The 26849-nt window shown below is 67.0% G+C and carries 26 protein-coding genes and 3 riboswitches; of the genes, 8 read left to right on the top strand and 18 right to left on the bottom strand.

Annotated features, from left to right (window positions below; genetic code table 11):
- Positions 1 to 15 precede the first annotated feature (15 nt).
- Genes rpsH through rplN form a run of 5 tightly spaced genes read right to left on the bottom strand, consistent with a single transcriptional unit; the run spans position 16 to position 1995 of the window.
- Complete coding sequence (gene rpsH, locus EJI01_RS16200; RefSeq protein WP_126838166.1) at positions 16 to 411, bottom strand: 30S ribosomal protein S8; 396 nt, start codon at positions 409 to 411, stop codon at positions 16 to 18.
- A 20-nt stretch (positions 412 to 431) separates the two neighbouring features.
- Positions 432 to 737, bottom strand: coding sequence for a 30S ribosomal protein S14 (rpsN, locus tag EJI01_RS16195; RefSeq protein WP_126838165.1), 306 nt, complete (start codon positions 735 to 737; stop codon positions 432 to 434).
- An 8-nt stretch (positions 738 to 745) separates the two neighbouring features.
- On the bottom strand, positions 746 to 1285 hold the full coding sequence (gene rplE, locus EJI01_RS16190; protein ID WP_093105278.1) for a 50S ribosomal protein L5: 540 nt from the start codon (positions 1283 to 1285) through the stop codon (positions 746 to 748).
- An 11-nt stretch (positions 1286 to 1296) separates the two neighbouring features.
- Positions 1297 to 1614: a 50S ribosomal protein L24 gene (gene rplX, locus EJI01_RS16185; protein ID WP_126838164.1), complete on the bottom strand. Its 318-nt coding sequence runs from the start codon at positions 1612 to 1614 to the stop codon at positions 1297 to 1299.
- A 12-nt stretch (positions 1615 to 1626) separates the two neighbouring features.
- Positions 1627 to 1995 (bottom strand): 50S ribosomal protein L14, encoded by a 369-nt coding sequence (gene rplN / locus EJI01_RS16180; RefSeq protein WP_093105273.1) that lies wholly within the window; start codon positions 1993 to 1995, stop codon positions 1627 to 1629.
- A 363-nt stretch (positions 1996 to 2358) separates the two neighbouring features.
- Between rplN and proC the strand changes: the two genes are divergently transcribed.
- On the top strand, positions 2359 to 3216 hold the full coding sequence (gene proC / locus EJI01_RS16175) for a pyrroline-5-carboxylate reductase (RefSeq protein WP_126838163.1): 858 nt from the start codon (positions 2359 to 2361) through the stop codon (positions 3214 to 3216).
- A gap of 13 nt (positions 3217 to 3229) precedes the next feature.
- Here proC and ubiA read toward each other — a convergent pair whose 3' ends face one another.
- Complete coding sequence (ubiA, locus tag EJI01_RS16170; protein ID WP_126838162.1) at positions 3230 to 4111, bottom strand: 4-hydroxybenzoate octaprenyltransferase; 882 nt, start codon at positions 4109 to 4111, stop codon at positions 3230 to 3232.
- Positions 4112 to 4339: 228 nt separating this feature from the next.
- On the opposite strand from ubiA, the gene EJI01_RS16165 reads away from it, so the two are divergent.
- Entirely contained in the window at positions 4340 to 6493 is a 2154-nt protein-coding gene (locus EJI01_RS16165; protein ID WP_126838161.1) for a TonB-dependent receptor, read from the top strand.
- A 10-nt stretch (positions 6494 to 6503) separates the two neighbouring features.
- Here the strand turns inward: EJI01_RS16165 and EJI01_RS16160 are convergent, their stop codons facing one another.
- The 3 genes from EJI01_RS16160 to recG form a co-directional block, all read right to left on the bottom strand.
- Complete coding sequence (locus EJI01_RS16160) at positions 6504 to 7097, bottom strand: Dps family protein (RefSeq protein ID WP_126838160.1); 594 nt, start codon at positions 7095 to 7097, stop codon at positions 6504 to 6506.
- 135 nt (positions 7098 to 7232) lie between these two features.
- On the bottom strand, positions 7233 to 8198 hold the full coding sequence (locus EJI01_RS16155) for a LysR substrate-binding domain-containing protein (RefSeq protein ID WP_126838159.1): 966 nt from the start codon (positions 8196 to 8198) through the stop codon (positions 7233 to 7235).
- Positions 8199 to 8338: 140 nt separating this feature from the next.
- On the bottom strand, positions 8339 to 10453 hold the full coding sequence (gene recG, locus EJI01_RS16150; protein WP_126838158.1) for an ATP-dependent DNA helicase RecG: 2115 nt from the start codon (positions 10451 to 10453) through the stop codon (positions 8339 to 8341).
- A gap of 76 nt (positions 10454 to 10529) precedes the next feature.
- Between recG and queA the strand changes: the two genes are divergently transcribed.
- Together queA and tgt are read left to right on the top strand one after the other, a co-directional pair.
- The gene (gene queA, locus EJI01_RS16145) at positions 10530 to 11573 is read left to right on the top strand and encodes a tRNA preQ1(34) S-adenosylmethionine ribosyltransferase-isomerase QueA (protein ID WP_126838157.1); all 1044 of its coding nucleotides are present in this window, start codon (positions 10530 to 10532) and stop codon (positions 11571 to 11573) included.
- On the top strand, positions 11567 to 12739 hold the full coding sequence (gene tgt / locus EJI01_RS16140) for a tRNA guanosine(34) transglycosylase Tgt (RefSeq protein WP_126838156.1): 1173 nt from the start codon (positions 11567 to 11569) through the stop codon (positions 12737 to 12739). The genes queA and tgt overlap by 7 nt, the downstream gene beginning before the upstream one ends.
- 316 nt (positions 12740 to 13055) lie before the next feature.
- Here tgt and EJI01_RS16135 read toward each other — a convergent pair whose 3' ends face one another.
- Positions 13056 to 13973, bottom strand: coding sequence for an aldose 1-epimerase (locus tag EJI01_RS16135; RefSeq protein WP_126838155.1), 918 nt, complete (start codon positions 13971 to 13973; stop codon positions 13056 to 13058).
- A 119-nt stretch (positions 13974 to 14092) separates the two neighbouring features.
- On the opposite strand from EJI01_RS16135, the gene EJI01_RS16130 reads away from it, so the two are divergent.
- Positions 14093 to 14869: an SDR family NAD(P)-dependent oxidoreductase gene (locus EJI01_RS16130; RefSeq protein ID WP_126838154.1), complete on the top strand. Its 777-nt coding sequence runs from the start codon at positions 14093 to 14095 to the stop codon at positions 14867 to 14869.
- Here EJI01_RS16130 and EJI01_RS16125 read toward each other — a convergent pair.
- The 8 genes from EJI01_RS16125 to EJI01_RS16090 all read right to left on the bottom strand — a co-directional run bounded on the left by EJI01_RS16125 (position 14842) and on the right by EJI01_RS16090 (position 22819).
- Entirely contained in the window at positions 14842 to 15927 is a 1086-nt protein-coding gene (locus tag EJI01_RS16125) for a zinc ribbon domain-containing protein (RefSeq protein WP_126838153.1), read from the bottom strand. The genes EJI01_RS16130 and EJI01_RS16125 overlap by 28 nt on opposite strands.
- A gap of 20 nt (positions 15928 to 15947) precedes the next feature.
- Complete coding sequence (locus EJI01_RS16120; RefSeq protein WP_260602481.1) at positions 15948 to 17381, bottom strand: FAD-binding oxidoreductase; 1434 nt, start codon at positions 17379 to 17381, stop codon at positions 15948 to 15950.
- Positions 17378 to 18190 carry a DUF2145 domain-containing protein gene (locus EJI01_RS16115; RefSeq protein ID WP_126838217.1) on the bottom strand — a complete coding sequence of 271 codons (813 nt, stop codon included), beginning with the start codon at positions 18188 to 18190 and terminating at the stop codon, positions 17378 to 17380. Before EJI01_RS16115 ends, EJI01_RS16120 begins: the two co-directional genes overlap by 4 nt.
- Positions 18191 to 18258: 68 nt before the next feature.
- Positions 18259 to 18717: a hypothetical protein gene (locus EJI01_RS16110; RefSeq protein WP_126838152.1), complete on the bottom strand. Its 459-nt coding sequence runs from the start codon at positions 18715 to 18717 to the stop codon at positions 18259 to 18261.
- A gap of 34 nt (positions 18718 to 18751) precedes the next feature.
- The gene (locus EJI01_RS16105) at positions 18752 to 19237 is read right to left on the bottom strand and encodes a YiaA/YiaB family inner membrane protein (RefSeq protein ID WP_126838151.1); all 486 of its coding nucleotides are present in this window, start codon (positions 19235 to 19237) and stop codon (positions 18752 to 18754) included.
- 103 nt (positions 19238 to 19340) lie between these two features.
- A complete protein-coding gene (locus EJI01_RS16100) occupies positions 19341 to 19994 on the bottom strand; it encodes a phosphatase PAP2 family protein (RefSeq protein ID WP_126838150.1) in 654 nt (217 codons plus the stop codon).
- Positions 19994 to 21955 (bottom strand): MFS transporter, encoded by a 1962-nt coding sequence (locus EJI01_RS16095; protein WP_126838149.1) that lies wholly within the window; start codon positions 21953 to 21955, stop codon positions 19994 to 19996. The genes EJI01_RS16100 and EJI01_RS16095 overlap by 1 nt, the downstream gene beginning before the upstream one ends.
- A gap of 21 nt (positions 21956 to 21976) precedes the next feature.
- Positions 21977 to 22819, bottom strand: a complete 843-nt coding sequence (locus EJI01_RS16090) for a hypothetical protein (RefSeq protein ID WP_126838148.1) — start codon at positions 22817 to 22819, stop codon at positions 21977 to 21979.
- A 120-nt stretch (positions 22820 to 22939) separates the two neighbouring features.
- Here EJI01_RS16090 and EJI01_RS16085 point away from each other — a divergent pair, with 120 nt between their 5' ends.
- The 3 genes from EJI01_RS16085 (at position 22940) to EJI01_RS16075 (ending at position 26838) form a co-directional block, all read left to right on the top strand.
- On the top strand, positions 22940 to 23674 hold the full coding sequence (locus EJI01_RS16085) for a helix-turn-helix domain-containing protein (RefSeq protein WP_093105224.1): 735 nt from the start codon (positions 22940 to 22942) through the stop codon (positions 23672 to 23674).
- A gap of 132 nt (positions 23675 to 23806) precedes the next feature.
- Positions 23807 to 23913, top strand: a riboswitch (glycine riboswitch).
- Between the two features lie 78 nt (positions 23914 to 23991).
- On the top strand, positions 23992 to 25248 hold the full coding sequence (locus EJI01_RS16080; protein ID WP_185878937.1) for an FAD-dependent oxidoreductase: 1257 nt from the start codon (positions 23992 to 23994) through the stop codon (positions 25246 to 25248).
- A gap of 27 nt (positions 25249 to 25275) precedes the next feature.
- Positions 25276 to 25377, top strand: a riboswitch (glycine riboswitch).
- Between the two features lie 4 nt (positions 25378 to 25381).
- Positions 25382 to 25487: riboswitch (glycine riboswitch) on the top strand.
- 82 nt (positions 25488 to 25569) lie between these two features.
- Positions 25570 to 26838 carry a D-amino acid dehydrogenase gene (locus EJI01_RS16075; protein ID WP_126838146.1) on the top strand — a complete coding sequence of 423 codons (1269 nt, stop codon included), beginning with the start codon at positions 25570 to 25572 and terminating at the stop codon, positions 26836 to 26838.
- Positions 26839 to 26849 lie beyond the last annotated feature (11 nt).

Raw genomic sequence — 26849 nt, 5'->3', positions numbered from 1 at the left:
TCCTCGATGTCTCGTTTAGGCGACGTAGCACAGCACTTCGCCACCGACACCGGTAGCGCGCGCCTTGCGGTCGGTCATCACGCCCTTGGGGGTCGTGACGATGGCGACGCCGAGGCCGTTCTGGACTTGCGGAATGGCAGCGCTGCCCTTGTAGACGCGCAGGCCGGGACGGCTCACGCGCTCGATGCGCTCGATGACCGGACGGCCAGCGTAGTACTTCAGCGCGATTTCGAGTTCGCTCTTGCCGGCTTCGGTCTTGACCTGGAAGCCGTCGATATAGCCCTCGTCCTTCAGCACCTGTGCGATCGCGATCTTCACCTTGGAAGACGGGACCGACACGGTGGGCTTCGCCACCATCTGCGCGTTGCGGATACGCGTCAGCAGGTCGGCAATGGGATCACTCATGCTCATGTTGTTTGCTCCTGCCTGGCTTACCAGCTGGCCTTGGTGACACCGGGGATGTCGCCGTTGAAGGCCAGTTCGCGGATCTTGGCGCGGGCCAGACCGAATTGACGGAAGGTGCCGCGCGGGCGGCCGGTGATCTCGCAGCGGTTGCGCTGGCGCGTCGGATTGGCGTTGCGCGGGAGCTTCTGCAGGCCCAGGCGGGCGGCCGCACGCTCTTCGTCGCTCTTCTTCGCGTCGTTGGCGATCGCCTTCAGTTCCGCGTGCTTGGCGGCGTACTTTGCGACCAGTTTGTCGCGCTTCAGTTCGCGCTCGATCAAAGCTACTTTAGCCACAAATCACCTCAGTTCTTGAACGGGAAACGGAAGCCCGCGAGAAGCGCCTTGGCTTCTTCGTCGGTCTTGGCCGTCGTCGTGATGCTGATATTGAGACCGCGCAGGGCATCGACCTTGTCGTATTCGATCTCGGGAAAAATGATCTGCTCTTTCACGCCGATGTTGTAGTTGCCGCGGCCGTCGAACGCACGGCCGGAGATGCCGCGGAAGTCGCGCACGCGCGGCAGGGCCACGGTCACGAAACGGTCCAGGAATTCATACATCTGCACACCGCGCAGCGTGACCATGCAGCCGATCGGCTGGTTCTCGCGAATCTTGAAGCCGGCGATCGCCTTCTTCGACTTGGTCACGACCGGCTTCTGTCCGGCAATCTTGGTCAGGTCGGCGACGGCGTTGTCGAGGACCTTCTTGTCGGCGACCGCTTCGCCCACACCCATGTTGAGCGTGATCTTGGTCAGGCGCGGGACCTGCATCGGCGACTTGTAGCCGAACTTCTCGGTCAGGTCTTTCGCGACTTTTTCGCGGTAGTGTTGTTGGAGACGTGCCATGTGAGTACCCCTTAGGCGGTCTTGATTTCGTCGCCGCTGGACTTGAAGACGCGCACGCGCTTGCCGTCCGTGACCTTGATGCCCACGCGATCGGCCTTGCCGGTCGCAGCATTGAAGATCGCCACGTTGGATTGGTGAATCGGCATGGCCTTCTCGACGATGCCACCGGTCGTGCCCTTGAGCGGGTTCGGCTTGGTGTGCTTCTTGACCATGTTGATGCCGTCGACGATCAGGTGCGAGTCGTCTTTGCGCAGCGACACCGTGCCGCGCTTGCCCTTGTCGCGCCCGGCCAACACGATGACCTGGTCGCCTTTGCGAATCTTGTTCATGGCGTTGTGTCCTTACAGAACTTCGGGGGCCAGCGACACGATCTTCATGAACTTCTCGGTGCGCAGTTCGCGCGTGACCGGTCCGAAGATGCGGGTGCCGATGGGCTCCAGCTTGGCGTTGAGCAGAACGGCGGCATTGCCGTCGAACTTGACGAGCGAACCATCGCTGCGACGGATGCCCTTGGCGGTGCGGACCACCACTGCGCTGTAGATCTCGCCCTTTTTGACGCGACCACGCGGAGCGGCTTCCTTGATGCTGACCTTGATGACGTCGCCCACGCTGGCATAACGCCGCTTGGAGCCACCGAGCACCTTGATACACAGGACGGATTTCGCGCCCGTGTTGTCGGCCACATCGAGCCGGGATTCAGTTTGGATCATTTCGTGATATTCCCAACTTGTACCGAGGACCGCCTTGCGGCGACTCTCAGGTCAGTCTTGGGCCCGTCGTCCGCACACCAAAACCATTTCGGCGCGCCTCCGTTGGGCAGAAGCTTATCGCCTTTGAAAAGCGAAGCCCGCGATTGTTGCACGACCCATGAGAGCTGTCAACTACGAGCGCCCGACGCCATGACGGTCTCTTGTCGCAGGCAACGCAGGTGAGCGCCCGCTTTCCGAAAACGTCCCGACTTTCGCCGCCATATCGGCCTTCGATCGATGCCGCTGCAGGGCATCGGCAAGCGGCGACAATTTCGATCCGCCGCAGATCCAGCGCGTCGCCACATTGAAGTCACGGAATCAGCCATGAACATCGCAGTCACCTTCCTGCCCCGCCGGGAGCCGACCCCCTTGCCGCCGATCGGCTTCATCGGTGGCGGCAACATGGCCAGCGCCATCATCGGCGGGCTCATCAAGCGGGACGTCCCGGCAGAGGCGTTCGAAGTCGTCGAACCCGTTGCAGAAGCCCGGGCGCGGCTTCTGCAGGATTTCGGCATCACCGCTCAGGCCGAGGCGGGTGCCGCGCTCGCGCGCTGCGCTGTCGTGGTCTGGGCCGTCAAGCCGCAGAGCTTTGCGCAGGCCGCGGGACCGGTCCGCGCTCTAGGGAACGAGGCGCTGCACCTCAGCGTCGCCGCGGGCATCCCCTCCGACAGCATCGCCCGCTGGCTGGCCACCGAACGGGTGGTGCGCGCCATGCCCAATACGCCGGCCCTGGTCGGCCAGGGCATGACCGGCCTGTTCGCGCGGCCGGCGGTCGACGCCGCCGGGCGCAAGCTGGTCGAGCAGGTACTGGACGCCACCGGCGACCTGCTGTGGGTCGATGCCGAAAGCGCGCTCGATGCGGTGACCGCGGTGTCGGGCTCGGGCCCCGCCTATGTGTTCTATTTCATCGAGGCCATGACCGAGGCCGGCGTCGAACTGGGCCTCCCTCCCGAGCAGGCGCATCGTCTGGCCGTGGGCACCTTCAGCGGCGCATCGGCCCTGGCCGGCAATGCGAGCGAGCCGCCCGCGGTGCTGCGCGAGCGCGTCACCTCCAAAGGCGGCACCACCTATGCGGCGATCACCTCCCTCGAGGGCGACGACATCAAGGCGAAGTTCAAGGCCGCGATCCGCGCCGCACACCAGCGCGCCGGCGAACTCGCCAAGGAATTCGGCCGCGACTGAAGGCAGCGCGCCTTCAGCGCAGCGCGTAGCCGGCCACGACGCCGGCGAACACGGTGAAGCCCAGCCAGTGGTTGAGCCGGAAGGCCTTGAAGCAGCCGTCGCGCGTACGGCCACGAATCAGCCGCCAGTGCCACAGCGCCTGCGCCGCCGCCACGCCGATGGCGGCGAAGAAGGCAGGACCCAGCGCCTCGCTTGCGCCGGCCGCCGCCCAGACCGCCAGAAAGATCGCGTAGCTCGCCATCACGGCCGCCACATCGAAGCGGCCGAAAGTGATGGCCGAGGTCTTCATGCCGATCTTGAGGTCGTCGTCGCGATCGACCATCGCGTACTCGGTGTCGTAGGCCAGCACCCAGAACAGGTTGCCCGCCAGCAGGCACCATGCGAAGGCCGGCACCGTGGACTGCACGGCCGCGAAGGCCATCGGGATGCCGAAACTGAATGCGATGCCCAGCACCGCCTGCGGAATCGACACGAAGCGCTTGGCATACGGATAGATCAGGGTCACCGCCAAGGCCGCGAACGACCACAGCATGGTGACGCGGTTGGTCGTGAGCACCAGCCCAAACGCCGCCAGCGCGAGCACGGCCCCCAAGACGAGCGCCTCCTTGACCGAGATGGCACCGCTGGTGACCGGCCGCTGGGCAGTTCGCTTGACGTGGCGGTCGAAATCGCGATCGGCCACGTCGTTGACGCAGCAGCCGGCGCTGCGCATGAGGATGGTGCCCAGCGCGAACACGATGAGCAGGTGCCAGCCCGGCCAGCCTCCCGCCGCAAACCACAGGGCGCCGAGCGATGGCCAGAGCAGCAGCAGCCAGCCGGCGGGACGGTTCCACCGAATCAGGTCCAGATAGAGCGAAAGACGGCCGCGCGGCGCGGCGGCAGTGGATGCGGACATGGGCCGATTCTGCGTCACGCCAAATAGACCCTCTCGTTTGCCACACTAGAATCCGGCGGTTCGCGCGACGCGATCACCCTTTTGCATCGAGCCCGGCCCGCGCCAGGACTTCCGCGCAAAGGTAACCCAACCCAGACATTTCCAGGCAGGGCACATCCGGTTCAGCCATCGCTTCGATGGCGAGCCGCGTGGCGCTTCGCGATCCGCTTTTTGCCCTGAAGGAAATCCATGTCTCTACGCCCACGCGCGCTGCGTCCACGCCTGCGCCATCTGCCCCTGACCGCTGCCGCGCTCGCCTTGCTGCATTGCGCGGCGCAGGCCCAGAACAACACGCTGAAGGAGATCACGGTCAGCACGCAGCAGGACGCCGGCTACGCGCCGGCCACCGGCAGCAGCGCCACCAAGGGCAGCGCACCGCTGCGCGACATCCCGCAAGCGGTGAACGTGCTGCCGGCGCAGTTGCTGCGCGACCAAGGCGCGACCTCGATGCAGGACGCGCTGCGCAACGCACCCGGCATCGCCTTCAACCATGGCGATGGGCAACGCGACCAGGTGGTCATCCGCGGCTTCAGCGCCATCGCCGACTGGTTCGTGGACGGCGTGCGCGACGACGCACTCTACTTTCGCGACCTGTCGGACACCGAACGCATCGAGGTGCTCAAGGGCCCGGCCGCGGTGCTGTACGGCCGGGGTTCGTCAGGCGGACTGATCAACCGCGTCACAAAGAAGCCGGTCTTCGGAGAATCCTTCGGCGAGGTCTCGCTCGGCGTGGGCAGCCACGACTTCAAGCGCGCGACCGCGGACCTCAACGCGCCCTTCGGCGAAGCCATGGCCTTCCGCCTCAATGTGGCGCGCGAGAAGTCGGGCAGCTACCGCGACCAGCAGTTCATCGACCGCTACAGCATCGCGCCCTCGCTGGCGATGAAGTTCAGCCCGCAAACCGATCTGCTGCTGCAGTACACCAACGCCTACGACCAGCGCCTGACGGACTTCGGCATTCCGGCACTCAATGGTCGGCCGGTGAATGTGCCGATCGGCACCTACTACGGCTCCGCCTTCGCGAAGCGTGACGACACGACCACCAGCAAGGTCCAGTCCTTCACCGCCACGCTGAACCATCGCTTCAGCGACGCACTGAGCCTGCGCAACACCACGCGCTATTCGAGCTACCACCTGGATCGCTACAACACCCTGCCCAGCGGCACCACCGACCCGGTGCGCCTGACCGTTGGCCGCACCCGCGGCTTCGTGGACCGGGACGAGAGCGGCTGGTTCAACCAGACCGATCTCACGTGGCGCAACGAGCTCGGCGGCTTCCGGCAGGAATGGCTGGTCGGTGCGGAGTTCGGCGTGCAGGACAAGCGCGCGTCCACGGTGTCTTCGACCACCGGCTTCGAGCGCGTGAGCATCCTGAACCCCGTCGCCGTGCCGCCGCCCATCCCTGCCGCCAGCTACCGGGCGGCGAGCGCAATTCCCAGCAACTCCACCTTCAAGACCGCGGCGCTCTACGCGCAGGACCAGATCACGCTGGCGCCGCAATGGAAGGCGCTGGTCGGCGGGCGCTACGACGTGTTCGACCAGGAGACTTCGTTCGAGCGCACGCTCGCCCCGCTCGCGCGCACCGACCGCAAGTTCAGCCCGCGCGCGGGCCTGATCTGGCAGCCCAGCGACACGCAGTCCTACTACGTCTCGTACAGCCGGTCGTTCCAGCCCTCGGCGGAGACCTTTGCGCTCTCTGCGAGCAACACCGCCAATGACCCCGAGATCACGGTGAACAAGGAGATCGGTGCCAAGCTCGACCTCCTGGACGGCGCGCTCAACTTCACCGCCGCGGTCTTCAACCTGGAGCGCTCGGGCATCAAGAACAGCGATCCGGCCAATCCGGCGCGGCAGATCAATGTCGGCACACAGCGCACCAATGGGCTGGAACTCACGCTCGCCGGCAAGCTGCCAGGCCGCTGGGACGTGAGCGCAGGCTATGCCTATCTGGACGGGCGGATGGTCAAGTCGGTCGCCACGGTGAACTCGTTTCAGCTGCCGATCGGCGCGGCCATCGCGGTGCAGGGCAAGGTGGCGCCGCTCACGCCGCGCCACTCGGCCTTCCTGTGGCTCATGAAGGACCTGGGTCACGGCTTCAGCGCCGGCGGCGGACTGAACTACATGGCCGCACGCTTCGCCTCGCTCACCAACCTGGTGACGCTGCCGTCCTACGTGACCGCCGACCTGGCCGGCAGCTACAAGACGCAGCGCTACGAACTGGCGTTGAACCTGAAGAACATCGCCAACAAGAAGCACTACATCTCGGCCCACGGCACCGTGGACAACCTGATCCTGCCCGGCCCGCCGCGCGAGCTCCAGGTGACCCTGCGCGCCAAATTCTGATCGGCGCGGCTCAGTCCTCGAGCAAGGAACGCAGCATCCAGGCCGTCTGGTCGTGCACCGTGCAGCGCGCGGTGAGCATGTCGGCGGTCGGGTCGTCGCCGGCTTCTTCGGCCACCGGGATGAACTCGCGCGCGATGCGCGAAACGGTCTCGTGGCCCTTGACCAGGATGCGCACCATCTCCATCGCCTTCGGCGGGTCCCTGGGCACGTCGGGCACGGTCGCGATCTTGCTGAACTCGGCATACGAGCCCGGCGCGTAGTGGCCCAGGGCGCGGATGCGCTCGGCGATGACGTCGGTCGAACCCCACAGCTCCGTGTACTGCTGCATGAACATCGCATGCAGCGAATTGAAATGCGGGCCGGTCACGTTCCAGTGGAAGTTGTGCGTGGTGAGATAGAGCGTGTAGGTGTCGGCCAGCACGCGGCTCAGGCCTTCGGCGATGGCGGCGCGGTCCTGGCGCTCGATGCCGATGTTGATGAGCGGCGCATTGCGGCTGCCCGACTCCTGGGCCACCACCGCGCCGCCCTTCTTGGGCACCTTGCCGGTGGACGCAGACGGTGCAATGGAGATCGAGGACTTGGATTTCTTCACGACTTTGGCCATGGCGCGAGTTCTTTCTTCAAAGTTGGATTGGCGATCGGAAACTTTAGAAGCCGCGAGCGGGCTTCGCAACAGCCGCACTCTATCGCGGCCATTGCCCTCGGCCGCGGCCGAAGGCGTAGGCCGATGGCGCAAGTTCTACGAGAGACGATTGACGCCCGGCAGCTCGCAGGCGTAGATCGCATTGCGCAACGCCGCGATGGCCTCGTAGCGCGTGAAGCTGCGGCGCCAAGCCAGCACCACGCGGCGCGTCGGCTCGCCGCCCTGCACGTCGCGCACGGGCAGGTAGCGCACGATCTGCTCGGGCTCCCTGCTGCGGCCCTTGGTCCTGGACTGGAGCGCACCGCTCGGCACCGACAGGCGCGGCACCAGCGTGACGCCCATCCCGGCGGCCACCATGTGCTTGATTGTCTCGAGCGACGAGCCCTCGAAGCTCTTGCGGATGCCCTCCGCATTGCTCGAGAAGCGCGCGAACTCGGGACAGACCTCGAGCACGTGATCGCGAAAGCAGTGGCCGGTGCCGAGCAGCAGCATGGTCTCCTTCTTGAGCTCGTCGGAGCTCACGGATTCGCGCTCCGCCAGCGGATGATGGACGGGCACGGCTGCCATGAAGGGCTCGTCATAGAGTGCCGCCATCGCCAGGCCGGTGTCCGGGAAGGGCTCTGCCATGATCGCGCAGTCGATCTCGCCGGCGCGCAGCATCTCGAGCAGCTTGACGGTGAAATTCTCCTGCAGCACCAGCGGCATCTGCGGCGTGCGCGCGATGTTCTGGCGCACCAGGTCGGGCAGAAGGTAAGGGCCGATGGTGTAGATCACGCCCAGGTTGAGCGGCCCAGACAGCGGATCCTTGCCGCGCTTGGCGATCTCCTTGATGCTCGCGGCCTGGTCGAGCACGCTCTGGGCCTGCTGCACGATCTGCTCTCCCAGCGGCGTGACCGTGACCTCGCCCGCGCTGCGCTCGAAGAGCTTGACCTCGAGCTCGTCTTCCAGCTTCTTGATCGCGACCGACAAGGTGGGCTGCGACACGTAGCAGGCCTCGGCCGCCTTGCCGAAATGCCGTTCGCGTGCGACTGCAACGATGTATTTGAGTTCGGTGAGGGTCATAGCTTGCGTCAATTATTGCTCGCCCCCAGGCTTGTTCACTTCGTGTAGCCGCCAACCCCCTACCGGGGGCAACACCAGCGGCCCGGCAAAGCCGGTTCCGCGGTGTTCCACGAAGGGCCCCGTCTCGCTGGCCGGCTTGGTCATGCCTTGAGGTATTCCGCCTTGCTGCCGAGCCAGCGATCGACATGCCTGGCCGCGAGTTCCGGATGGCGGTCGAGCATGCGCGGCGCCAATGCCCGCGCCCAATCGAGCAGCAACACATCGGTACTCAGGTCGGCAAAGCGCAGGAGCGGCGCGCCTGACTGCCGCGCGCCGAGGAATTCGCCAGGCCCTCGGATCTCGAGGTCGCGCCGCGCGATCTCGAAGCCGTCACTGGTTTCGGCCATCGCCTTGAGCCGCGCCCGCGCGGCCTCGCCGACCCGGCCGCCTTCGTTCGGCGCATAGAGCAGCACGCAGGCTGAAGCGGCCGCGCCGCGCCCCACACGCCCGCGCAGCTGATGCAGCTGCGAAAGCCCGAAGCGCTCGGCATGCTCGATCACCATCAACGAGGCATTGGGCACGTCGACCCCGACCTCGATCACCGTCGTGCTGACCAGCACCTGCAGGCGATTGGCCGTGAAACTCTCCATCACCGCCTGCTTCTCTGCTGTCGGCATGCGCGAGTGCAGCAGCCCCACGCTCACCTGCGCGCCGAGCGCGGCGGCGAGCTCGTCGCGCGTTTCGGTCGCGTTGCGAAGGTCGACCGCCTCGCTTTCTTCGATCAGCGGGCAGACCCAGTACACCTGCCGCCCTTGCGCAAGCTGGGCGCGAATGCGATCTATGACCTCGTCGCGCCGGTGATCGGCCACCAGCTTGGTCACGATCGGCGTGCGGCCCGGCGGCAGCTCGTCGAGCGTGGAAACGTCGAGATCGGCGTAGTAGCTCATCGCGAGCGTGCGCGGAATCGGGGTCGCGCTCATCATCAGCAGGTGCGGTTCGAGCTCGCCGACGGCCTTGCCGCGCAGGGCCAGGCGCTGGGCGACGCCGAAGCGGTGCTGCTCATCGATGATCGCCAGCGCGAGCTTGCTGAAGCGCACCTTCTCCGAGATCACGGCATGCGTGCCGATCACGAGCGCGGCCTCGCCGTTCTCGACCGCGGCCGACATCGCGTCGCGCTCCTTCTTCTTCTGGCTGCCGGTGAGCCAGGCCACGCGCAGGCCGCGCTCGGCCAGCAAAGGATCGAGCCAGCCGACCAGCTTGCCGAAATGCTGGGCCGCAAGAATCTCGGTAGGGGCCATCAGCGCGCACTGGAAGCCCGCGTCGATGCAGCGCGCGGCGGCCAGCGCCGCCACCACGGTCTTACCCGAGCCGACATCGCCCTGCAGCAGGCGGTGCATCGGGATGTCGCGCGCGAGGTCGCGCGTGATCTCCTCGCCGACGCGCTGTTGGGCGCCGGTCAATGCAAAGGGCAGCGCGGCCAGCAGCTCCCTGTGCAGCGAGTCGCCGGAAGCCGCCACCGAAAGCACCGGCGCACGCTGCGCCGCACGGGCGCGGCGCGCCTGCAGCTGGGAGAGCTGCTGCGCCAGCAGTTCGTCGGCCTTGAGTCGCTGCCAGGCCGGGTGGCTGTGGTCTTCCAGCGTGGCGATCGCCACGTCGGGCGCCGGGTAGTGCAGGAAATGGAGCGCGCGCCGCAACTCCCATGCGTCACGCGGCGCCAGCCCATGCGGGACGGTCTCGTCGAGCACGGCCCGCGCCAGCCCCGAACGCACCTCGCGCCGCAGCACCGGCTGGGCCAGTCCGGCGATCGTCGAATACACCGGCGTCAGCGCCTGCGGCAGTTCGGTGGCCGCGGCCTTGACCGTCGGATGCATCATCTGCCGCCCGAGGAAGCCCCCGCGCACCTCGCCGCGCACGCGCACCCGCGCACCGACCGCGAGCTGCTTCTGCTGCGACGGATAGAAGTTGAAGAAGCGCAGCTGGCAGGCGTCGCTGCCGTCGTCCACCGTCACGATCAGCTGGCGGCGCGGACGGAAGACGACTTCGCTGTCCCTCACCACCGCCTCGATCTGCGCCGTGTCGCCGTCGCGCGTGTCGGCCAGCCGCACGATGCGCGTCTCGTCCTCGTAGCGCATCGGCAGGTAGAGCGCGAAGTCGATGTCGCGCAGGAGCCCGAGCTTGCGCAGCGCGCGTTGCACAGGGCTCAGGCCCGCGCCGGGCGCCGGCGCCGGCGCTGCTGCGGGCTTTTCCGGTGGAGACGACTTGGCGGCGGCGGGCATGGGACAATTCTGCCCGGCTCTTCGCCGCCTCATCCTTCCGCCTCCTTGGCACGGGCCCGTCCGGCCCTCAAGCACCATGCGCGCCTTCACGCTCTCCGATTTCGATTTCGACCTGCCGCCCGAACTGGTGGCCCAGCACCCCGCCGCCGAACGCAGCGCCTCGCGACTGCTCGACGGCACAGTCGATCCACCGATCGACCGCATCTTCAAGGACCTGCCCGCACGGCTGCGCGCTGGCGACCTGCTGGTCTTCAACGACACGCGCGTCGTCAAGGCGCGCCTCTTCGGCGAAAAGCCCACCGGCGGCAAGCTCGAACTGCTGGTGGAGCGCGTGCTGCAAGCCAACGAAGTCGTCGCGCACATGAAGGTCAGCAAGAAGCCGCCGGTCGGCACCACGCTGGCGATGGCCGGCGAGTTCCAGGCGACGCTGCTCGGCCGCTGGCCCGACGAGAACGGCGCCCTGTTCCGCTTCCGCTTCGAGAGTGCCGCCGGCGAAGACCCGTATGCGTTGATGGCCCGCTGCGGCCACGTGCCGCTGCCGCCCTACATCGAACATGCCGACTCGCAGGACGACGAGCGCCGCTACCAGACCGTGTTCGCGCGCGTGCCGGGCGCGGTCGCTGCGCCTACCGCGGCGCTGCACTTCGACGAAGGCCTGCTGGCCGAGCTCGAAGCGCGCGGTGTGCAGCGCGCCAACGTCACGCTGCACGTCGGCGCCGGCACCTTCCAGCCGGTGAAGACCGAGAACATCGCCGAGCACACGATGCATGCCGAGCGCTACGAGGTGCCTGCAGCCACCCAACGCGCCATCGCCGACGCCAAGGCGCGGGGCGGGCGCATCGTCGCCGTCGGCACGACCACCGTGCGCACGCTCGAATCGTGGGCCAAGAGCGGCGAAGCGGCAGGCGATACGCGCATCTTCATCACGCCCGGCTTCGCCTTCGAACATGTCGACCTGCTGGTCACCAACTTCCATCTGCCCAAGAGCACGCTCATGATGCTGGTGAGCGCCTTCGCAGGCTACGAGCGCGTGATGGCGCTCTACGCCCACGCGATCCGCGAACGCTACCGCTTCTTCAGCTACGGCGACGCGATGCTCCTTTCGAGACAAACATGCTGAACTTCGAACTTCTCGCCACCGACCCCGCGAGCCACGCGCGCCGCGGCACGCTCACGCTGAACCATGGCGTGGTGCAGACGCCCATCTTCATGCCCGTGGGCACCTACGGCACCGTCAAGGGCGTGATGCCGCGCAGCCTCGAGGAGATGGGCGCGCAGATCATCCTCGGCAACACCTTCCACCTCTGGATGCGCCCCGGCCTGGACGTGATGGCGAGCTTCGGCGGTCTGCACCAGTTCGAGAAGTGGGACAAGCCCATCCTCACCGACTCGGGCGGCTTCCAGGTCTGGTCGCTGGGCGCGATGCGCAAGATCAGCGAGGAAGGCGTGAAGTTCGCGTCGCCGGTCAACGGTGACAAGCTCTTCCTCACGCCCGAGGTCTCGATGCAGATCCAGACCATCCTCAACAGCGACATCGTCATGCAGTTCGACGAGTGCACGCCCTACGACACCCAGGGCCATGTCACGACCGAGGCCGAGGCGCGCAGCTCGATGGAGCTCAGCCTGCGCTGGGCGCGCCGCTGCCAGGCGGAGTTCGCGCGGCTCGAGAACCCCAACGCGCTCTTCGGCATCGTGCAGGGCGGCATGTTCGAGAAGCTGCGCGAAGAGTCGCTGGCCCAGCTGGTCGAGATCGACTTCCCCGGCTACGCAATCGGCGGCGTCAGCGTGGGCGAGCCCAAGGACGAGATGCTGCGCATCATGGCGCACACGCCGCACCGGCTGCCGGCGCACAAGCCGCGCTACCTGATGGGCGTGGGCACGCCGGAAGACCTGGTCGAAGGCGTGGCGCAAGGCGTCGACATGTTCGACTGCGTGATGCCGACGCGCAATGCACGCAACGGCACGCTGTTCACGCGCTTCGGCGACCTGAAGATGCGCAACGCGCGCCACAAGAGCGACCCGCAGCCCATCGACGCGAGCTGCACCTGCCACGCCTGCGCCGGCGCATCGGGTGTGCCGTGGAACGAAGGCGGCCGCGACGGTTTCAGCCGTGCCTACCTGCATCACCTCGACCGCTGCGGCGAGATGCTGGGCCCGATGCTCACGACCATCCACAACCTGCACTACTACCTGAACCTGATGCGCGAGATCCGCGCGGCGCTCGATGCCGGCACCTTCACGCAGTTCCGCGCGCAGTTCAGTGCCGACCGGGCCCGCGGCGTCTAGGGCCTGTTAACGCTATTTGCGGGGATCGCGTTGCCCAGCCAAGGGGCTGGATGCAAGGCGCCCGCGCGCAGCAAGGCTCACGCCTTGCAAGCGCGGGCAACGCCGCAGACGGCCCCTTGGCTGGGCAACCCGAAGGGAAGGCCTGCCAGGGCGCGCCACTCGGCGTTGCGCTCCTTGTGCGTGCCGACGCACGCACGGCGTCGCGCGCCTTGATTGGCCCGCCCTGGCAGGCCTTCGCGACCCCGCAAATAGCGTTAACAGGCCCTAGTCGGCGGCGTCGGGCGCCCTGATGGGCGGCAACGTCGAGCGTGCCAGCTCATCCCTGCGGCAGAAGCGACCAGCGCCCCGAGAGCGAGGCACCGGGTGCGAGCACTGTGCCGCCCACGTCGCCGGGCCCGTGGCGATCCCACAGGTTGAAGGCATCGGTGCACTGGCTCACCGGCTCGGCGCAGAAGTGATCCGCACCGCGCGGGCAATACAGGACGAAGAAGTCGAGCGGCGCCTCGGCCGCCATCACCAGCGCGCGCGAAGCCGCCGGCCATTCGATGCGCGCCTCGTGTTGCCAGCCCGTGAAGTTGTTGTCCAGATCGAGCTCGGCCAGTTCGACGCCTTCGCGCAGCAGGGCCACTTCGGAGGTCGGCTCGAGCGCGACCGGCATCACCTCTGCGTCGCCCCGCCACATGGCAGCGGTGTCCGCCGACAGCCTGGTGCTTGCGTGATGAATGAAATAGGGATGGTGGCCGATGCCGGCCGGCATCGGCGCCGTGTCGCGGTTGTGGAGGGTGATGGTGCAACGAAGCCCCGTCGCATCGAGCTCGAACCGCTGCGAGGCCTCGAAGCGCCAGGGCCACTGGTCATCGGCGTCCACACTCAGCACCAGCTCGGCGCCGGTCGGCGAGGCCTGTGCCACCTGCCAGGGCCGCAGCCAGCCGATGCCGTGGAGCGGATGCCGGCCCGAAGGCCGCGCCGGATGCCCCGGCGCAATGGCGATGTCGCGCCCACCGACGTGCGCACGGCCGTTGCGAAGGCGGTTGCACCAAGGCAGGAGCGGGAAGCTGGCCATGGAGAAAGGATCGCGCACGGCTAATGCGCCCGCCGTTGCCGGCCGCAGCCAGTCGAAGCGCCGGCCGTCCCGCTCGTCGTACAGAGCTGCCACCGAGCCGCCGACCGCCGGCGCCAGCACCAGATGCAATGCGCCCGCCGCAAGATGCACCAGTTCGTCGTTGTCGTTCATGGGAGTGCGTGCCTTCGATCGTTGTTGCGAACGCGGCATTCTCGGCCACCCGGGTGACACGCACCATCGTTGGCGTGGAGAATCGCAACCCGCCCCTTCTTCCTGCACGGACCCTCCTCATGACGGCATCGACTTCCTCCGCCTCGGCGCGTTATCCATCGCTCGCCGGCCGCAGCGTGTTCATCTCCGGCGGCGCCACCGGCATCGGCGAAAGCCTGGTGCGCGCCTTCCATGCGCAGGGCGCGCATGTTGGCTTCTGCGATATCGATGCCGCCGCCGGCCGCGCGCTCGCCGCTCAGCTGCAGGGCGACAACGAGGTGCTGTTCCACGAGTGCGACGTGACCGACGTCGAGGCGCTCCGCGCGGCGATTGCCGCGGTGCGCGCGCGCTTCGGGCCCATCCGCGTGCTGCTCAACAATGCGGCCAACGACCGCCGTCACGAGATGGCCGACGTCACGAGCGAGGACTTCGACGCCCTGGTGGCGATCAACTTCAAGCACCAGTTCTTCGCCGCGCAGGCCGTGGCCGAGGACATGCGCGCGCAGGGCGGCGGGTCGATCATCAACTTCGGCTCGATCAGCTGGATGATCAAGGGCGCCGGCTACCCGGTCTACCAGGCCTGCAAGGCGGCCGCGCGCGGCCTCACCCGCTCGCTGGCGCGCGACCTCGGCAAGGCCAACATCCGCGTCAACTCGATCGTGCCGGGCTGGGTGATGACCGAGCGCCAGTTGAAGCTCTGGGTCAAGCCCGAATCCGAGGCCCAGATCGATGCCGCCCAGTGCCTGCCGGGCCGCGTGATGGCCGAGGACATCGCCAGCATGGCGCTCTTTCTCGCGGCAGACGATTCGAAGATGTGCACCGCGCAGGACTACGTGGTGGACGCAGGCTGGACCTGAGGCGGAATACCCTGCGGTGCCGCGGCGGCCGCGCCCGTCCCGCAGGCGTGGCAGAAGCGCGAGAAGGCGCTCTTGCGCGCTTCGCAGGCGCGGCAGTGGTCGAACAGGCCGATGCCGCAGTGCGGGCAGAAATCGATCTCGGTGTTCTTCAGGTCCACCGGCCGTTCGCAGCCCGGGCACACGCTCTTGGCGAGCCGCGCCAGCGCGGTGTCGTAGCTCAGCTCGTTGCGGCGCACCGTGTCGGGCTGCGCCTCAGCCAGCTTCTGGCGCGCGAGATAGCGGTTGAGGGCGATGATGGCGTAGCGCCCCACGAGCGCGGTCACCACGATACCGACCACATAGCGCACATAGCCGCCATAGCTCGGCAAATAGGGCACGAGCTCCACGAAGAAGGCGAAGAGCGCGAAGAAGATGAAGCCCCACACGAAAGGCCAGTAGGTGCTCTTGCGCTTCTTCACGAAGAGCCAGCCGGCGATCAGGAGCAGCGGCAAGGTGAGCGCGAGCCGGTAGCCGAACACGCGCAGTTCGACGCGGCGGTTTTCCGCCTCGAGCTTCTTGCGCGCTTCATCTTCCAGCGGCGCGAGCTTCTGCTGTGCGCTCTGGCGTGCCTGGCGCGCATCGAGCGCGATCTGGCGCTGCGCGCCAACGGCCCTCTGGGCTTCGTCTTCCTTGGCCTTCAGTGTGTCGAGCGCCTTGGTGCGCGCGATCAGTTCGGTGTCCTGGTCGGGCTGCGCGGTGGCCCGCCGCGTCGCGAGCCAGTTGCCGAAGGTCTCGCGCGCCGCCCGGCTTGTCTGCTGGGCGGTCACGAGCGCGAGCTCGGCCTGCTCGCGTTCGCGTGTCGACTCCTGCTCGGTGCGCTGCGCGTTGCGAACCGTGGCGCGAAGCGGCTCGGCCGCCGCCTTGTCGATGAAATCGTCGAGGGTCAGCGTGCGCTCGACCTGCGGCAGATCGCCGACGATCGTGCTGCCCAGCCCGATCAAAAAGCTCGCGAACACCAGCGCCACCACCCAGAGGCCGCGGCGAAACCACTTTTCGGACAAACGCAAGGACTTGCTCATCTCAATAGCTCCTGTTCGATTCAAAGGTATCGCTGCCACAGCGCATTGCTGAGGCGTCCTCGAGGGTCTGCCGCGCGCTTCACGGTCCGGAACGCATCAGCCTGAGGATAGGCGGCAGCAAATTGCGCCCGGGTCGCATGCAGCTGATAGGGCAGGTAGTAGGTGCCGCCGCACTTCAACGCAGCGTCGGTCATCTCGCGGGTCCAGCGGCCGGCATCTTCCAAAGCCTGGGAGTCAGTGCGTTGCTTGTAGTACACGACGAATGAAAACACTTCCTCGCGCGCCCAGGGCAACATCGACACCTCGTCGATCGGCGAATGCCGGATCGACACGTTGAGCACTTTCGCCTGGTGCTTTCGGATGATCCGCGCCATCTCCGTTGCAAAGACGAGAAAGTGCTGCGTCGGAATGAAGTATTCCTGCAGCACGTAGGTGGATGCGCGCCGGCTAGCTGGTTCCAGCGAACGAAGGTCGAGGCTCGCTTCGTAGTTCAGCCAGACCACCTCCGGTCTATCGAACAACATCGGTCGCACGTATTTGCGTTGCAAAGCATCGCCGCTCGGCAGCTCGGTCACGGCCCACGCCATGCCCTGTTCCAGCCGGTAGCTCCGATTGCGCGGAACCAGTCGTGCGGCCACCGTCAGTGGCTTGTCCGAGCGGCGCCAGCTCACGGCCGACGCCTCGTCGAAGTAAGGCGGGGCCAAGTCGGCGTTGTGCAGGAGGCATCCGTTTGCGATCCGCACCTCTCGCTCGAACCAGGCCGGATAGTCCCGCAACGCCACCACCTCGACCGTTCGTTCGATCCGCACGTTGTCGTCCAGCGCAAGCTCCACCTCCGTGATCACGCCGACGGCGCCGTAACCTCCGATGGCCGCGCGAAAAAGCTCAGGACGCCTCCGACGATCGACTTCGACGATCTCGCCACCGGCCAGCACCAGCTGCAGCGCTCGCACAGAGTGCCCGACGGGCCCATGGCCAACATATCGGCCATGCGCGTTCACCGACACGGAGCCGCCGACGGTGAAGTTGGCATAGCTCTGCATGGTCTGCACCGAGAGTTGATGTGCGTCGATGTGATCCTGCAGATCGCGCCAGCGCATGCCGGCCTCCACACGCACCGTCTTCGTCTCGGGGCGTAGCCAGACCAGCCGATTCATTTCACGCATGTCGATGTGCAGGCCGCCTGCAACCGCAACCTGGCCGCCCATGGAGTAACGTCCGCCGCCAACAGCGATCAGCCCGGGCCAACTGACAATCGCATCGCGAACTGCTTCGCGCGAACGCGGGGTCGCCACACGTTCGACTTCCACCGTGTAGAGCCGCGTCACGTTTTCGACGAGGTGCAGCGTTCCGCTATGGACCTCCGTGGGCGAGCGCAGCAGCAGGCCGGCCCCCATCAGCGCGGCGGCGAGCAGGGTGCGGCGCGATACCAGGGTGCCGCTTGCCGGGCTCATAGGCGCAGCACCACCGGTGCCGCGCCCAGCCCGACTCGCGGCAGCCAGGCGAACACCGAGTCGACCGTCACCGTTTCGATCCGATCGGAGAAGCGCTTGTCGTTGGGATGGTCGTCGAAGGCCACGTTGGCCGAGCCCACCCGGCCGCCCAGGCGCGTAAGCGGCCCGAGCTTCAGCACGCCGGGTTCGTAGCCCTTGAACTGCAGCCAGGCCTGTGCCTGCTCGCGGGTGCGGATGGTGCCGGGCTCCATCGCCGCCGCCAGCGTCTCGATCGCCCACTGGTTCGATTGCTGGTACTTGTGGCCCCAGGCGTAGCTCACGATGCTATAGGGCGCCGCATGGAGCCGGGTGATGCGCGAGGGCGATTCGTTGAGCACCGCCAGCAGCTGCGCCTGCACAGCCGGCGCCGGCACCGCCCAGGCAGCTTCGTAGCGCCAGGGATCGTCGAGGAAAAACTCACCCAGCCCTTGCCTGTAGACGGCTGCCACGGCGGTGCTGCATTGATTGAGCTTGTGGACCACGCGCCAGCTTCCCGCGTCGGTCTTGTAGGCCAGGCCCATGTGCGAATAGCGCAGCCCATACTTGCTCAGATCCTGCCCGGCGCGCGCCAGCAACACGACCCGCGCGGCGCTGGCGTCGAGCGCCTGTGCAGTGCGCTCTGCCAGCTGCATGCCTTTGACGATCGATGCGACATCGGGCCTGCGCTCTTCGCAGGAGCGCCCGGCATGGGCGTTGAGCGGGAACAGAAAGAGTCCTGCCAGCACCACGGCCGCCGCCGCCCCAAGCAACTGAAGAATGGCCCGGAGCATTCGGCGCGGCCGCGAAAGCCGGGCCCGGTACTCGATCTCGTAGGTGCCGAAGTTGGTGGGCGTGCGCCTCATGACAGCCTCTCGTTGTAGAGCAGCGCACGGCCGACCGCGTTGGGCACGAAGGCCAGCACGTCGCCGGCCACCGAGAGCACGATGCCGGTGCCGATCACGCTGACCGTGACCGCCGTGCCGGCCACGACCGACGCACCGTGCGCCGCGCGGCCCAGCACCTTGATGCTGGCCCGGGCGCCGTCGGAGGCGCGTTCGAGCAGGTAGACAGTGCCGTCGACCGATGCCTCGACCGCCACCACCGTGAGCACCGAGCCGCCCACCGACAGCGCCGCGGGCAAGGCCACCGCCGCGCTCGCCGCGCTGCCGGCCACCGAGGCGACGCCGACGACCGAGGCCAGCGGCAGCATCGAGAGCGCGGCCGAGGCTTCGCTTTGCGCATGGGCGTGGAGCGGCGCTGCAACGCCTGCCATCGCAGCGCAAGCCGCCATCAGAACCGTGACGAAGGACTTCTTCATGATGTGCTTTCGAAGATGAGGTGGACGTGGCAATTCATTCGCTTCGGCCGGCTTCTGCGCGGGCTTCGCGGCGCCCTTGCAGGCGTGCCTCGGCAAGATCGGCTTCGTGGCGGTCGCGCAGGGTCTTGGCGAGCGTGAAGGCCGAACTGATCAGGAACAGCCAGCTCACGCCCAGAAAGGCCTTGTAGGTCTCGCTGATCTCCATCCGCAGCAGGCCCCAGCCTGTCAGGCCCATCGCAGTGAAGAAGCCGCCCCAGACGACCAGCTTCCACATCGGCGTGTCGCCGGCACCGGCGGTCGCGCCGCTCTGGTTGTCGCGCACGAACTTCGCCAGCACGAAGGCGGCCGAGAGGCAGAACACGTAGCCCATCACCATGAACGCGCGGTCCAGCGCCTGCCCCGGCAGCCAGCCGAGCCCGGTGGCGCAGAGGAACACGGCCATCCCGAAGGAGATCCAGACCTGGACTTGCCAGGCGCGGGTGTCGCGTTGGACGGAAACGGTGGAAGAGAAGGGTTGCATGAATGCCTCGCGGCGTAGTGAAGGTGCGCGAATGATGATTCGCGCGCCCTCGGCGAGGCGCAAATTACTGCACCAGTGGCGACCCGTGGCGCCGCCGGTATCTTTAATCGATACCTTGACGCACTCGGCGGCGCAGCAGGTCCTCGCGCGTGAACGGCCGTTCGGTGCCGGCCAGCCGCACGGCGATGACCCCGAGTGCGTCGTGCGTGGGTGCCGGCGTGCCGGGGCGCAGGAAGAGCACCGGCGAGAGGATGCTGATCAGCAGCAGGATCCAATGAAGCCGCGGCGGCGGCCGGTGCTGTTGCTGCCACAGGAAAAGCGCGCTGACGGCCGCGCCCAGCGCGAACCCGGCCGCCACTTCCGACTTCGAGTGGGCATAGATCGCCAGCCTCGACAGGCCGATGAACCCGGCGAAGACCCAGCCGAGCGTGGCGGCGGAGACGCGCACGCGCGGCTCCCAGTGCGAGGCGGTCAGCCAGAACGCAACCGGCCAGACGCTGGCCGAGAGCATGGTGTGCCCGCTGATGCCGGTGAAGTTGAGCATGGCGCTGCCGATGCCCCAGCCCATGAAGGCGATCTTCGAAGCGGCCACCATGGCGCCGCCTGCGCCGAACAGCGCGAGCCAGCGCCATGCGATCGGCCGCGTGACCGTCCGCACGCCCAGCCACACGGCAATCCAGGCCGCGACGGGCAGCAGGAAGCCGCTGTCACCGAACCAGGTGATCGAGTACCAGAAGCCGTCGGGCAGAAACAGCATCAGCTCGGATGGCTTTCCAGCAGCCTGCTCACACGCCGCTGCAAAGCCTCGGGCTGCACATCCGCATGCGCCATCGCGCTGCCGACACGGAGTCCCACCCGGCTGAATAGACCGCGCCGAAACGGACGCACCATCGCCACGTTTGCGCCCTCGCGCACCTCGATGCGGCTGAAGTACGAGCCCCAGAGGTTGGTCAGCGCCATCGGGATCACCGGCACATCGATGCCTTCGGCGCGTGCAGCCTCCAGGATCTTCATCACGCCGCCCTTGAAGGGCTGCAGGCTGCCATCGCGCGTGATGGCGCCCTCCGGAAAGATGGCGAGCAGGTCGCCCTCGCGCAGCACCTGCACCGCGCGGGCAAAGGCTTCCTCGTAGGCTGCCGGATCTTCCTTCTGCGGCGCGATCGGAATGGCCTTGGCGAGCCTGAACAGCCACCCGAGCACCGGCACGCGGAAGATGCGGTGGTCCATGATGAAGCGGATCGGCCGCGGGCTCGCGGCCATCAGCAGCACCGCATCGATGAAGCTCACGTGGTTGCAGACCAGCACGGCCGCACCTTCGGCCGGAATGTGCTGCTCGCCCTCGACGTCGAAGCGATAGACGATGCGCGACAGCACCCAGGCCACGAAGCGCAGCAGGTACTCCGGCACCAGCAGGAAGATGTAGCAGGCCACCACCGCATTGGCGATGCCGGTGAACAAGAAGATCTGCGGGATCGTGAAGCCGGCCTTGAGCAGCGCGCCGGCAATGACCGCGCTGCCGATCATGAACAGCGCATTGAGGATGTTGTTGGCCGCGATGATCCGTGCCCGGTGCGTGGGCTGGCTGCGCAGCTGGATCAGCGCATACATCGGCACGCTGTAGAGCCCGGCGAAGAGCGACAGCAGGCCGAGATCGGCCATCACGCGCCAATGCGCGGACTGGGCCGTGAAGGCACCCAGCCCCATCTCAGTCGCATTCGGCAGCGCGCGCGAGGCGAAGTAGAGATCGATCGCGAACACGCTCATGCCGATCGCGCCCAGCGGCACCAGGCCGATCTCCACCTGGCGGCGGCTCAGGGTTTCGCACAGCAGCGAGCCGATGCCGATGCCGACCGAGAACACCACCAGGAGCAGCGAGGCGACCTGCTCGTTGCCGTGCAGCACCTCTTTCGCGAAGCTCGGAAACTGGCTCAGGAACACGGCGCCGAAGAACCACATCCACGAGATGCCCAGGAGCGAACGGAACACGACCAGGTTGCCGTGGGCCAGCTTGAGATTGCGCCAGGTCTCGCTGAACGGGTTCCAGTTGATCACCAAGCCCGGATCGGTGGCCGGCGCGGGCGGAATCGCCTGCGCCGCGGCGCGCCCCGCCAGCGCCAGCAGCACGCAAGCCACCGCCACCGTGGTGTGGCCGACTTGCGGCAATGCAACGAGAAGGCCGCCGGCCACCTGTCCCAGCAAAATGGCGACGAAGGTCCCCATCTCGACCATGCCGTTGCCGCCGGTGAGCTCCCGCGCGTCGAGCACCTGCGGCAGGTAGGCGAACTTGACCGGACCGAACAGCGTGGAGTGCAGCCCCATCAGGAACACGCAGCCCAGCAGCACCACGGCATCGGGCCGCATGAAGCCCCAGGCCGCCACCGCCATGATCGCGATCTCGAGGTTCTTGACGAAGCGGATCATCTTCGTCTTGTCGTACTTGTCGGTAAGCTGCCCCGCCGTCGCCGAGAACAGCAGGAAGGGCAGGATGAAGAGTGCGCCGATCGCGAGGCCTGCCATGGTCGGAGGCATCCAGCTCAGCTGCAGCTGGTAGGTCACCATCACGGTGAATGCGAACTTGAACAGGTTGTCGTTCGCCGCGCCTGCGAACTGGGTCCAGAAGAAGGGGGCGAACCTCCGCTGCCCGAGCAAGGCGAACTGATTGGCGTGCGTATGCGCTTCGGGCGCGATGGCAATGGAGACGTCGACCGGTGCTGTCATGCGAATTCCCTGGCGGGTTCCTCAGGCCGTCACCGCGGCCGCGCCCGGATTGTGCCGCAGCGCCTGCCGCCCCATGGACTGCAGCGCATGCAGCACCGGCAGCGCCGCCAGCGCCGCCACCAGGTGCTTGAGGCTGTGGCCCGACATCAGTTGATGCGTCGCTTCGTAGACGGCATGGTCCGACAGCTCGAACAGCTTGGCCAGCGCGTAGAAGAAGATCACCCAGCCGAGCCTGAGGCCGACTGCGCCGGCGAGCGGCCTGGCAAGGGCCAGCGCGAGCACCAGCGCCATGCCGCCGAACTGGACCAGCGCCCACGGCAGCAGGTTGCCGCTCACCTGGTGGACGGCCACGGCCAGCAGCCCGCCGGCCAGCGTGAACCAGGCCACCGGCCAGCCGGCACGGGCGCTGACCCGCTCGCAGACGGCACAGCCGATCAGGCCGGCGAAGGCCACCGCCATGCCGGCGCGGTCCGCCGCCAGCCGCAGACCGTCGGGCTGCAGGTGGTAGAAGGCCGAGCCGGCGGCGGTGAGGATCAGGCCGGCAAAGAACATCCAGGCGCAGTCGAGTGTGTTGACCGGCGGCTGGGACATGGCCTGGGGCAGCGGCGCGTCGTCCTGCGCGTCCTCGTGCGCCCGTTCGAGCCAATGCAGCCAGCGCAGCCCCCAGACGCCGATCACCGCGAACGGCAGGTTGCTCAGCACGTCCATCGCGTAGGGCACGCCGTGCCAGCCTCGGTCGTCGGCAAAAGGCGCGCCGCCCAGCCCAAACGCCGGCAGTGCGGGACCGGCGATCGCGAGCAGCAGGAGCAAGGCGAAAAAGGACAAGAGGCCCCATTCGCGGCGGGTCAGAGAAGGCAGAGGCATGGCGGGCTCCGGGTGATGTGTGTGCGGCGGAATGTAGGTTGTCAACCGCTTCGGGAGCATCGAGAATCGATACGGAGTACTTTTCCACGCCCCTCGGTATCGAAAGGCAATACCCGACCCATGAGCACCACCGTCGATCTCGTGCAGGCTCTGAAGAACGAGCTCAAGACCGCGCGCATGACCTATGCGGACCTCGCCAAGTCGCTCGACATGGCCGAATCCAGCGTCAAGCGCATGCTCGCCAAGGGCGACATGCCGCTCACGCGGGTCGATGCGATCTGCCGTGCGCTGAAGATCGACTTCGCCGAGCTCGCGCGCCGCGTGGCCGACGCGCAGCCGCTGCTCAAGGAACTGACGCTCGAGCAGGAAAAGGCCGTGGTCAAGGACAAGAAGCTGCTGCTGCTGGCCATTTGCGTCCTGAGCCAATGGACGCTGGAGCAGATCGTGACCGCCTACCGCATCAGCGAGGCCGAATGCATCGGTTACCTCGCGCAGCTCGACCGCATCGGCATCATCGAGCTCCGGCCGCTGAATCGCTACCGCCTGAAACTCGCCAAGACTTTCCGCTGGCGCCCGCACGGACCGGTGATGGACTTCTTTCGCGAGAACGTGGTGCTCGACTACTACCGCGGCGGTTTCGACGGGCCGGCCGAAGGCCTGCTGCTGGTTCACGGCTCGATCAGCCGCTCGCTGGCGCCAGCCTTTCTGGACCGGCTGCAGCGCGTGGCCCAGGATTTCGCCCAGCAGCACCAGACCGACCAGAAGCTCTCACCCAAGGAGCGCGAGGGCTACACGCTGCTGTTGGGCATGCGCAACTGGGAGTTCGAGCTGTTCACCCGGCTGCGCCGCGCATGAAAGGGTAAGAAACCGGTTCCTAAGCTAAAATTCTACCGCAGAAAAGCGGATGCATCGACATCCCACCGTTGGCGCAAACTCCCATGAACGCTCAGGTGAACCTCGTATCGGTTCGGTCACTGCTCACTTCATCAATCGCCGTCTGGAGAGTCATCACGCCAGGTGATGCACCGAAGGAGCAAGTCCGTTGCAGGTCGCAGCGGATGAATCTCTCAGGTATCGAGGACAGGGGGAGCGGCATCTGAACCCCGGGTTAAGGCGGCTCCGCACGGTGAGCGACCAGCCCGCCGTTCATGCCATCCCAAAAGGATCCGGACATGCGCGTGGTTGTACTCGGCGCCGGCTTGCTCGGCGTGACATCGGCCTATTACCTTCAACAGCTGGGCCACGAAGTGATCGTGATCGACAGGCACGCCACGCCGGCGGCCAAGGCGCGCGGGCGCGTCGAAACGGCCGTCACGGCCGCGGCCGCCCAGCTCCTTCGGCAGTCCGCCGCTCGCCGTGCCGCCCGCGCGAAATGGTTGGGGCTGTACGTGAGCTACGTGAGCCTGCGGCGACGCTTCGCAAAGCTGCTCGATCGCGTCATCGGCGAGGCGCCCAAATCAAAGCCGATCGAGCACCTTGTCCGGCTGGGCGCCTACAGCCGCGGCATCGTGCGTTCGCTGCGCGACGAAGCCGGCGTGCCCCCGGGCCAGCGCAACGCCGGCCTGCTGAGCTTCTACACCGATGCCGACGCCTTCAACGCCCGGCTGGCGCGCGCCTCTCATTGGCATGCGCTGGGCTGCGAAGAGCGCCTTGTCTCGGCCGAAGAGGCGCTGCACATCGAACCGGCCCTGCAAGCCCTTCGCGGTGAGCTCGCCGGTGCGGCCTACTCGCTCGACGATCCGGCGACGCGCGATCCGGCCCAGTTCGCGGCCAGCATGGTGTTCCTGTGCCGCGCGGCCGGCGTGCGCTTCCTCACCCAGCACACGGTAATTTCGCTGAAGGAACGCGCAGGGCGCATCGAGCACGTCGAACTGCTCGATGCCAATGGCCAGCCCACCGTCTTGCGCGGCCAGGCCTATGTGCTCGCACTCGGCATTTCCAGCGCGATGCACGCCGAAAGGCTGAAGATCGCCATGCCCTTTCGCTTCCTGCGCGAATACATCGTCACGATCCCTCTCAAGGACGCGAGCCGCGCACCGCGCGTCGCGCTGCGCGACCGGCAGGGCAAGCTGCGCATACGGCGCATCGAAACGACCGGTGGCGACTGCCTGCGGGTCTCCTCCACCGTGCGCGCCAGCCTCGACGAGGAGAACGAACCCGATTCGGACCGCGTCGACGCCATCCTGCACCGCATCGAGTCGCTGTTGCCCGGCGCGGCCGACACGGCGCATGCATCCCTCCAGACGGCCGTGCACGCCGTCAGCCGTGACGGCCTGCCGATGATCGGCAAGACCCGCTTGTTCAACCTGTTCCTCAACGTCGCGCCGGGTGCGCGCGGGTGGATCAACGCCTGCGGCGCCGGCAAGTCGATCGCCCGGATCGTGAGCGGCCTCAGGCCCGAGTTCGAGTTCGCCTTCAGGAATCCGTAGCCGCGGGCCGACGTCCGCGCCTACAATCGCGGCACTGCAGGAGAGCGGGCCGCTTGAAGCGGCTCCACCGAAGGCGCAAACTCCCATAAACGCTCAGGTCGGCTCACGCGATGAGCCTGTACTGCATCAACTGTCAAAGCCGTCTGGAGAGCCATCACGCCATGTGATGCACCGAAGGAGCAAACCTGCTGCGGGCGCAGCGGGTGAATCTCTCAGGTACCGAGGACAGGGGGAGCGGCAACTTGGACGCATGGTCCGGTTGCTTTCTTTTCGAGCTCCCGTTTCTCCGCGTTCAAGCGCTGCACCTCAAGGGTTCATGAAATGCGCGTGATCGTTCTCGGCGCCGGCTTGCTCGGCGTGACCTCGGCTTACTACCTCCAGCAACTCGGCCACGAAGTGACCGTGATCGACCGGCAGGCCACACCGGCTGCCGAAACCAGCTTCGCCAACGGTGGCCAGATCTCGGTCAGCCATGCCGAACCCTGGGCAAACCCGAGCGCGCCGCTGAAGGTGCTGCAATGGCTCGGCAAGGAAGATGCGCCGCTGCTCTTTCGCATCCGCGCCGACATGCGCCAGTGGCTCTGGGGCCTGCAGTTCCTGCGCGAATGCACGCCGGCGCGCACGCGCCACAACATCGAGCAGATCGTGCGCCTGGGCACCTACAGCCGCGACACGCTGCAGCAGTTGCGCCGCGCTACCGGCCTCAGCTATGACCAGCGCACGCAAGGCATCCTGCACTTCTATACGACGCAGAAGGAGTTCGACGGCGCGCTGAAGCCGGCCGAACAGATGCGCGCACTGGGCTGCGAGCGGCAGGTGATCTCGGCCGACGAGGCAGTGAAGATCGAACCTGCCCTGGCCCACATCCGGCCGCAGCTGGCCGGCGCCACCTATACGGCCCAAGACGAATCGGGCGATGCCAACCGCTTCGCGCGCGAGCTGGTCGCCCTGGCGGCCGCCGCCGGCGTGAACTTCCTGATGAGCCATACCGTGACCGCGCTGCGCGAAACCGGTGGCAGCATCGACCACGTGGAAGCGACCGACGACGAAGGCCGCTTCCAGCGCATCCGCGGCGATGCCTTCGTGCTGGCGATGGGCTCGCTGAGCCCGCTCTATGCTGCGCCGCTGGGCATCCGGCTGCCGATCTATCCGGCCAAGGGCTACTCGGTCACGCTGCCGGTCAAGGACGCCTCGAAGGCGCACCAGGTCTCCCTCACCGATGATGAATACAAGCTGGTGTTCTCGCGCTACACCTCGGCCAGCGGCGACCGCCTGCGCATCGCGGGAACGGCCGAACTCAACGGCTACGACCGCGACCTGAACCGGGTGCGCTGCGAGGCCATCGTGCGGCGCGTCGAAGAACTGTTCCCGGGCGCCGGCGACAGCAGCCAGGCCCAGTTCTGGACCGGACTGCGTCCGGCCACGCCGAGCAACGTGCCGCTGATCGGCAAGACGAAGCTGCCCAACCTGTTCCTCAACACCGGACACGGCACGCTGGGCTGGACGCACGCCTGCGGCTCGGGCAAATCGATCGCGCGCATCGTAAGCGGCCTGAAGCCCGAAGTCGACTTCGCATTCGCGCAAGCCTGATCCTTCAATCG

Origin of the sequence: Variovorax sp. MHTC-1 (genome assembly GCF_003984645.1) — a bacterium.
GTDB lineage: Bacteria > Pseudomonadota > Gammaproteobacteria > Burkholderiales > Burkholderiaceae_C > Variovorax.
This window is presented reverse-complemented; position numbering and strand designations above follow the sequence as displayed.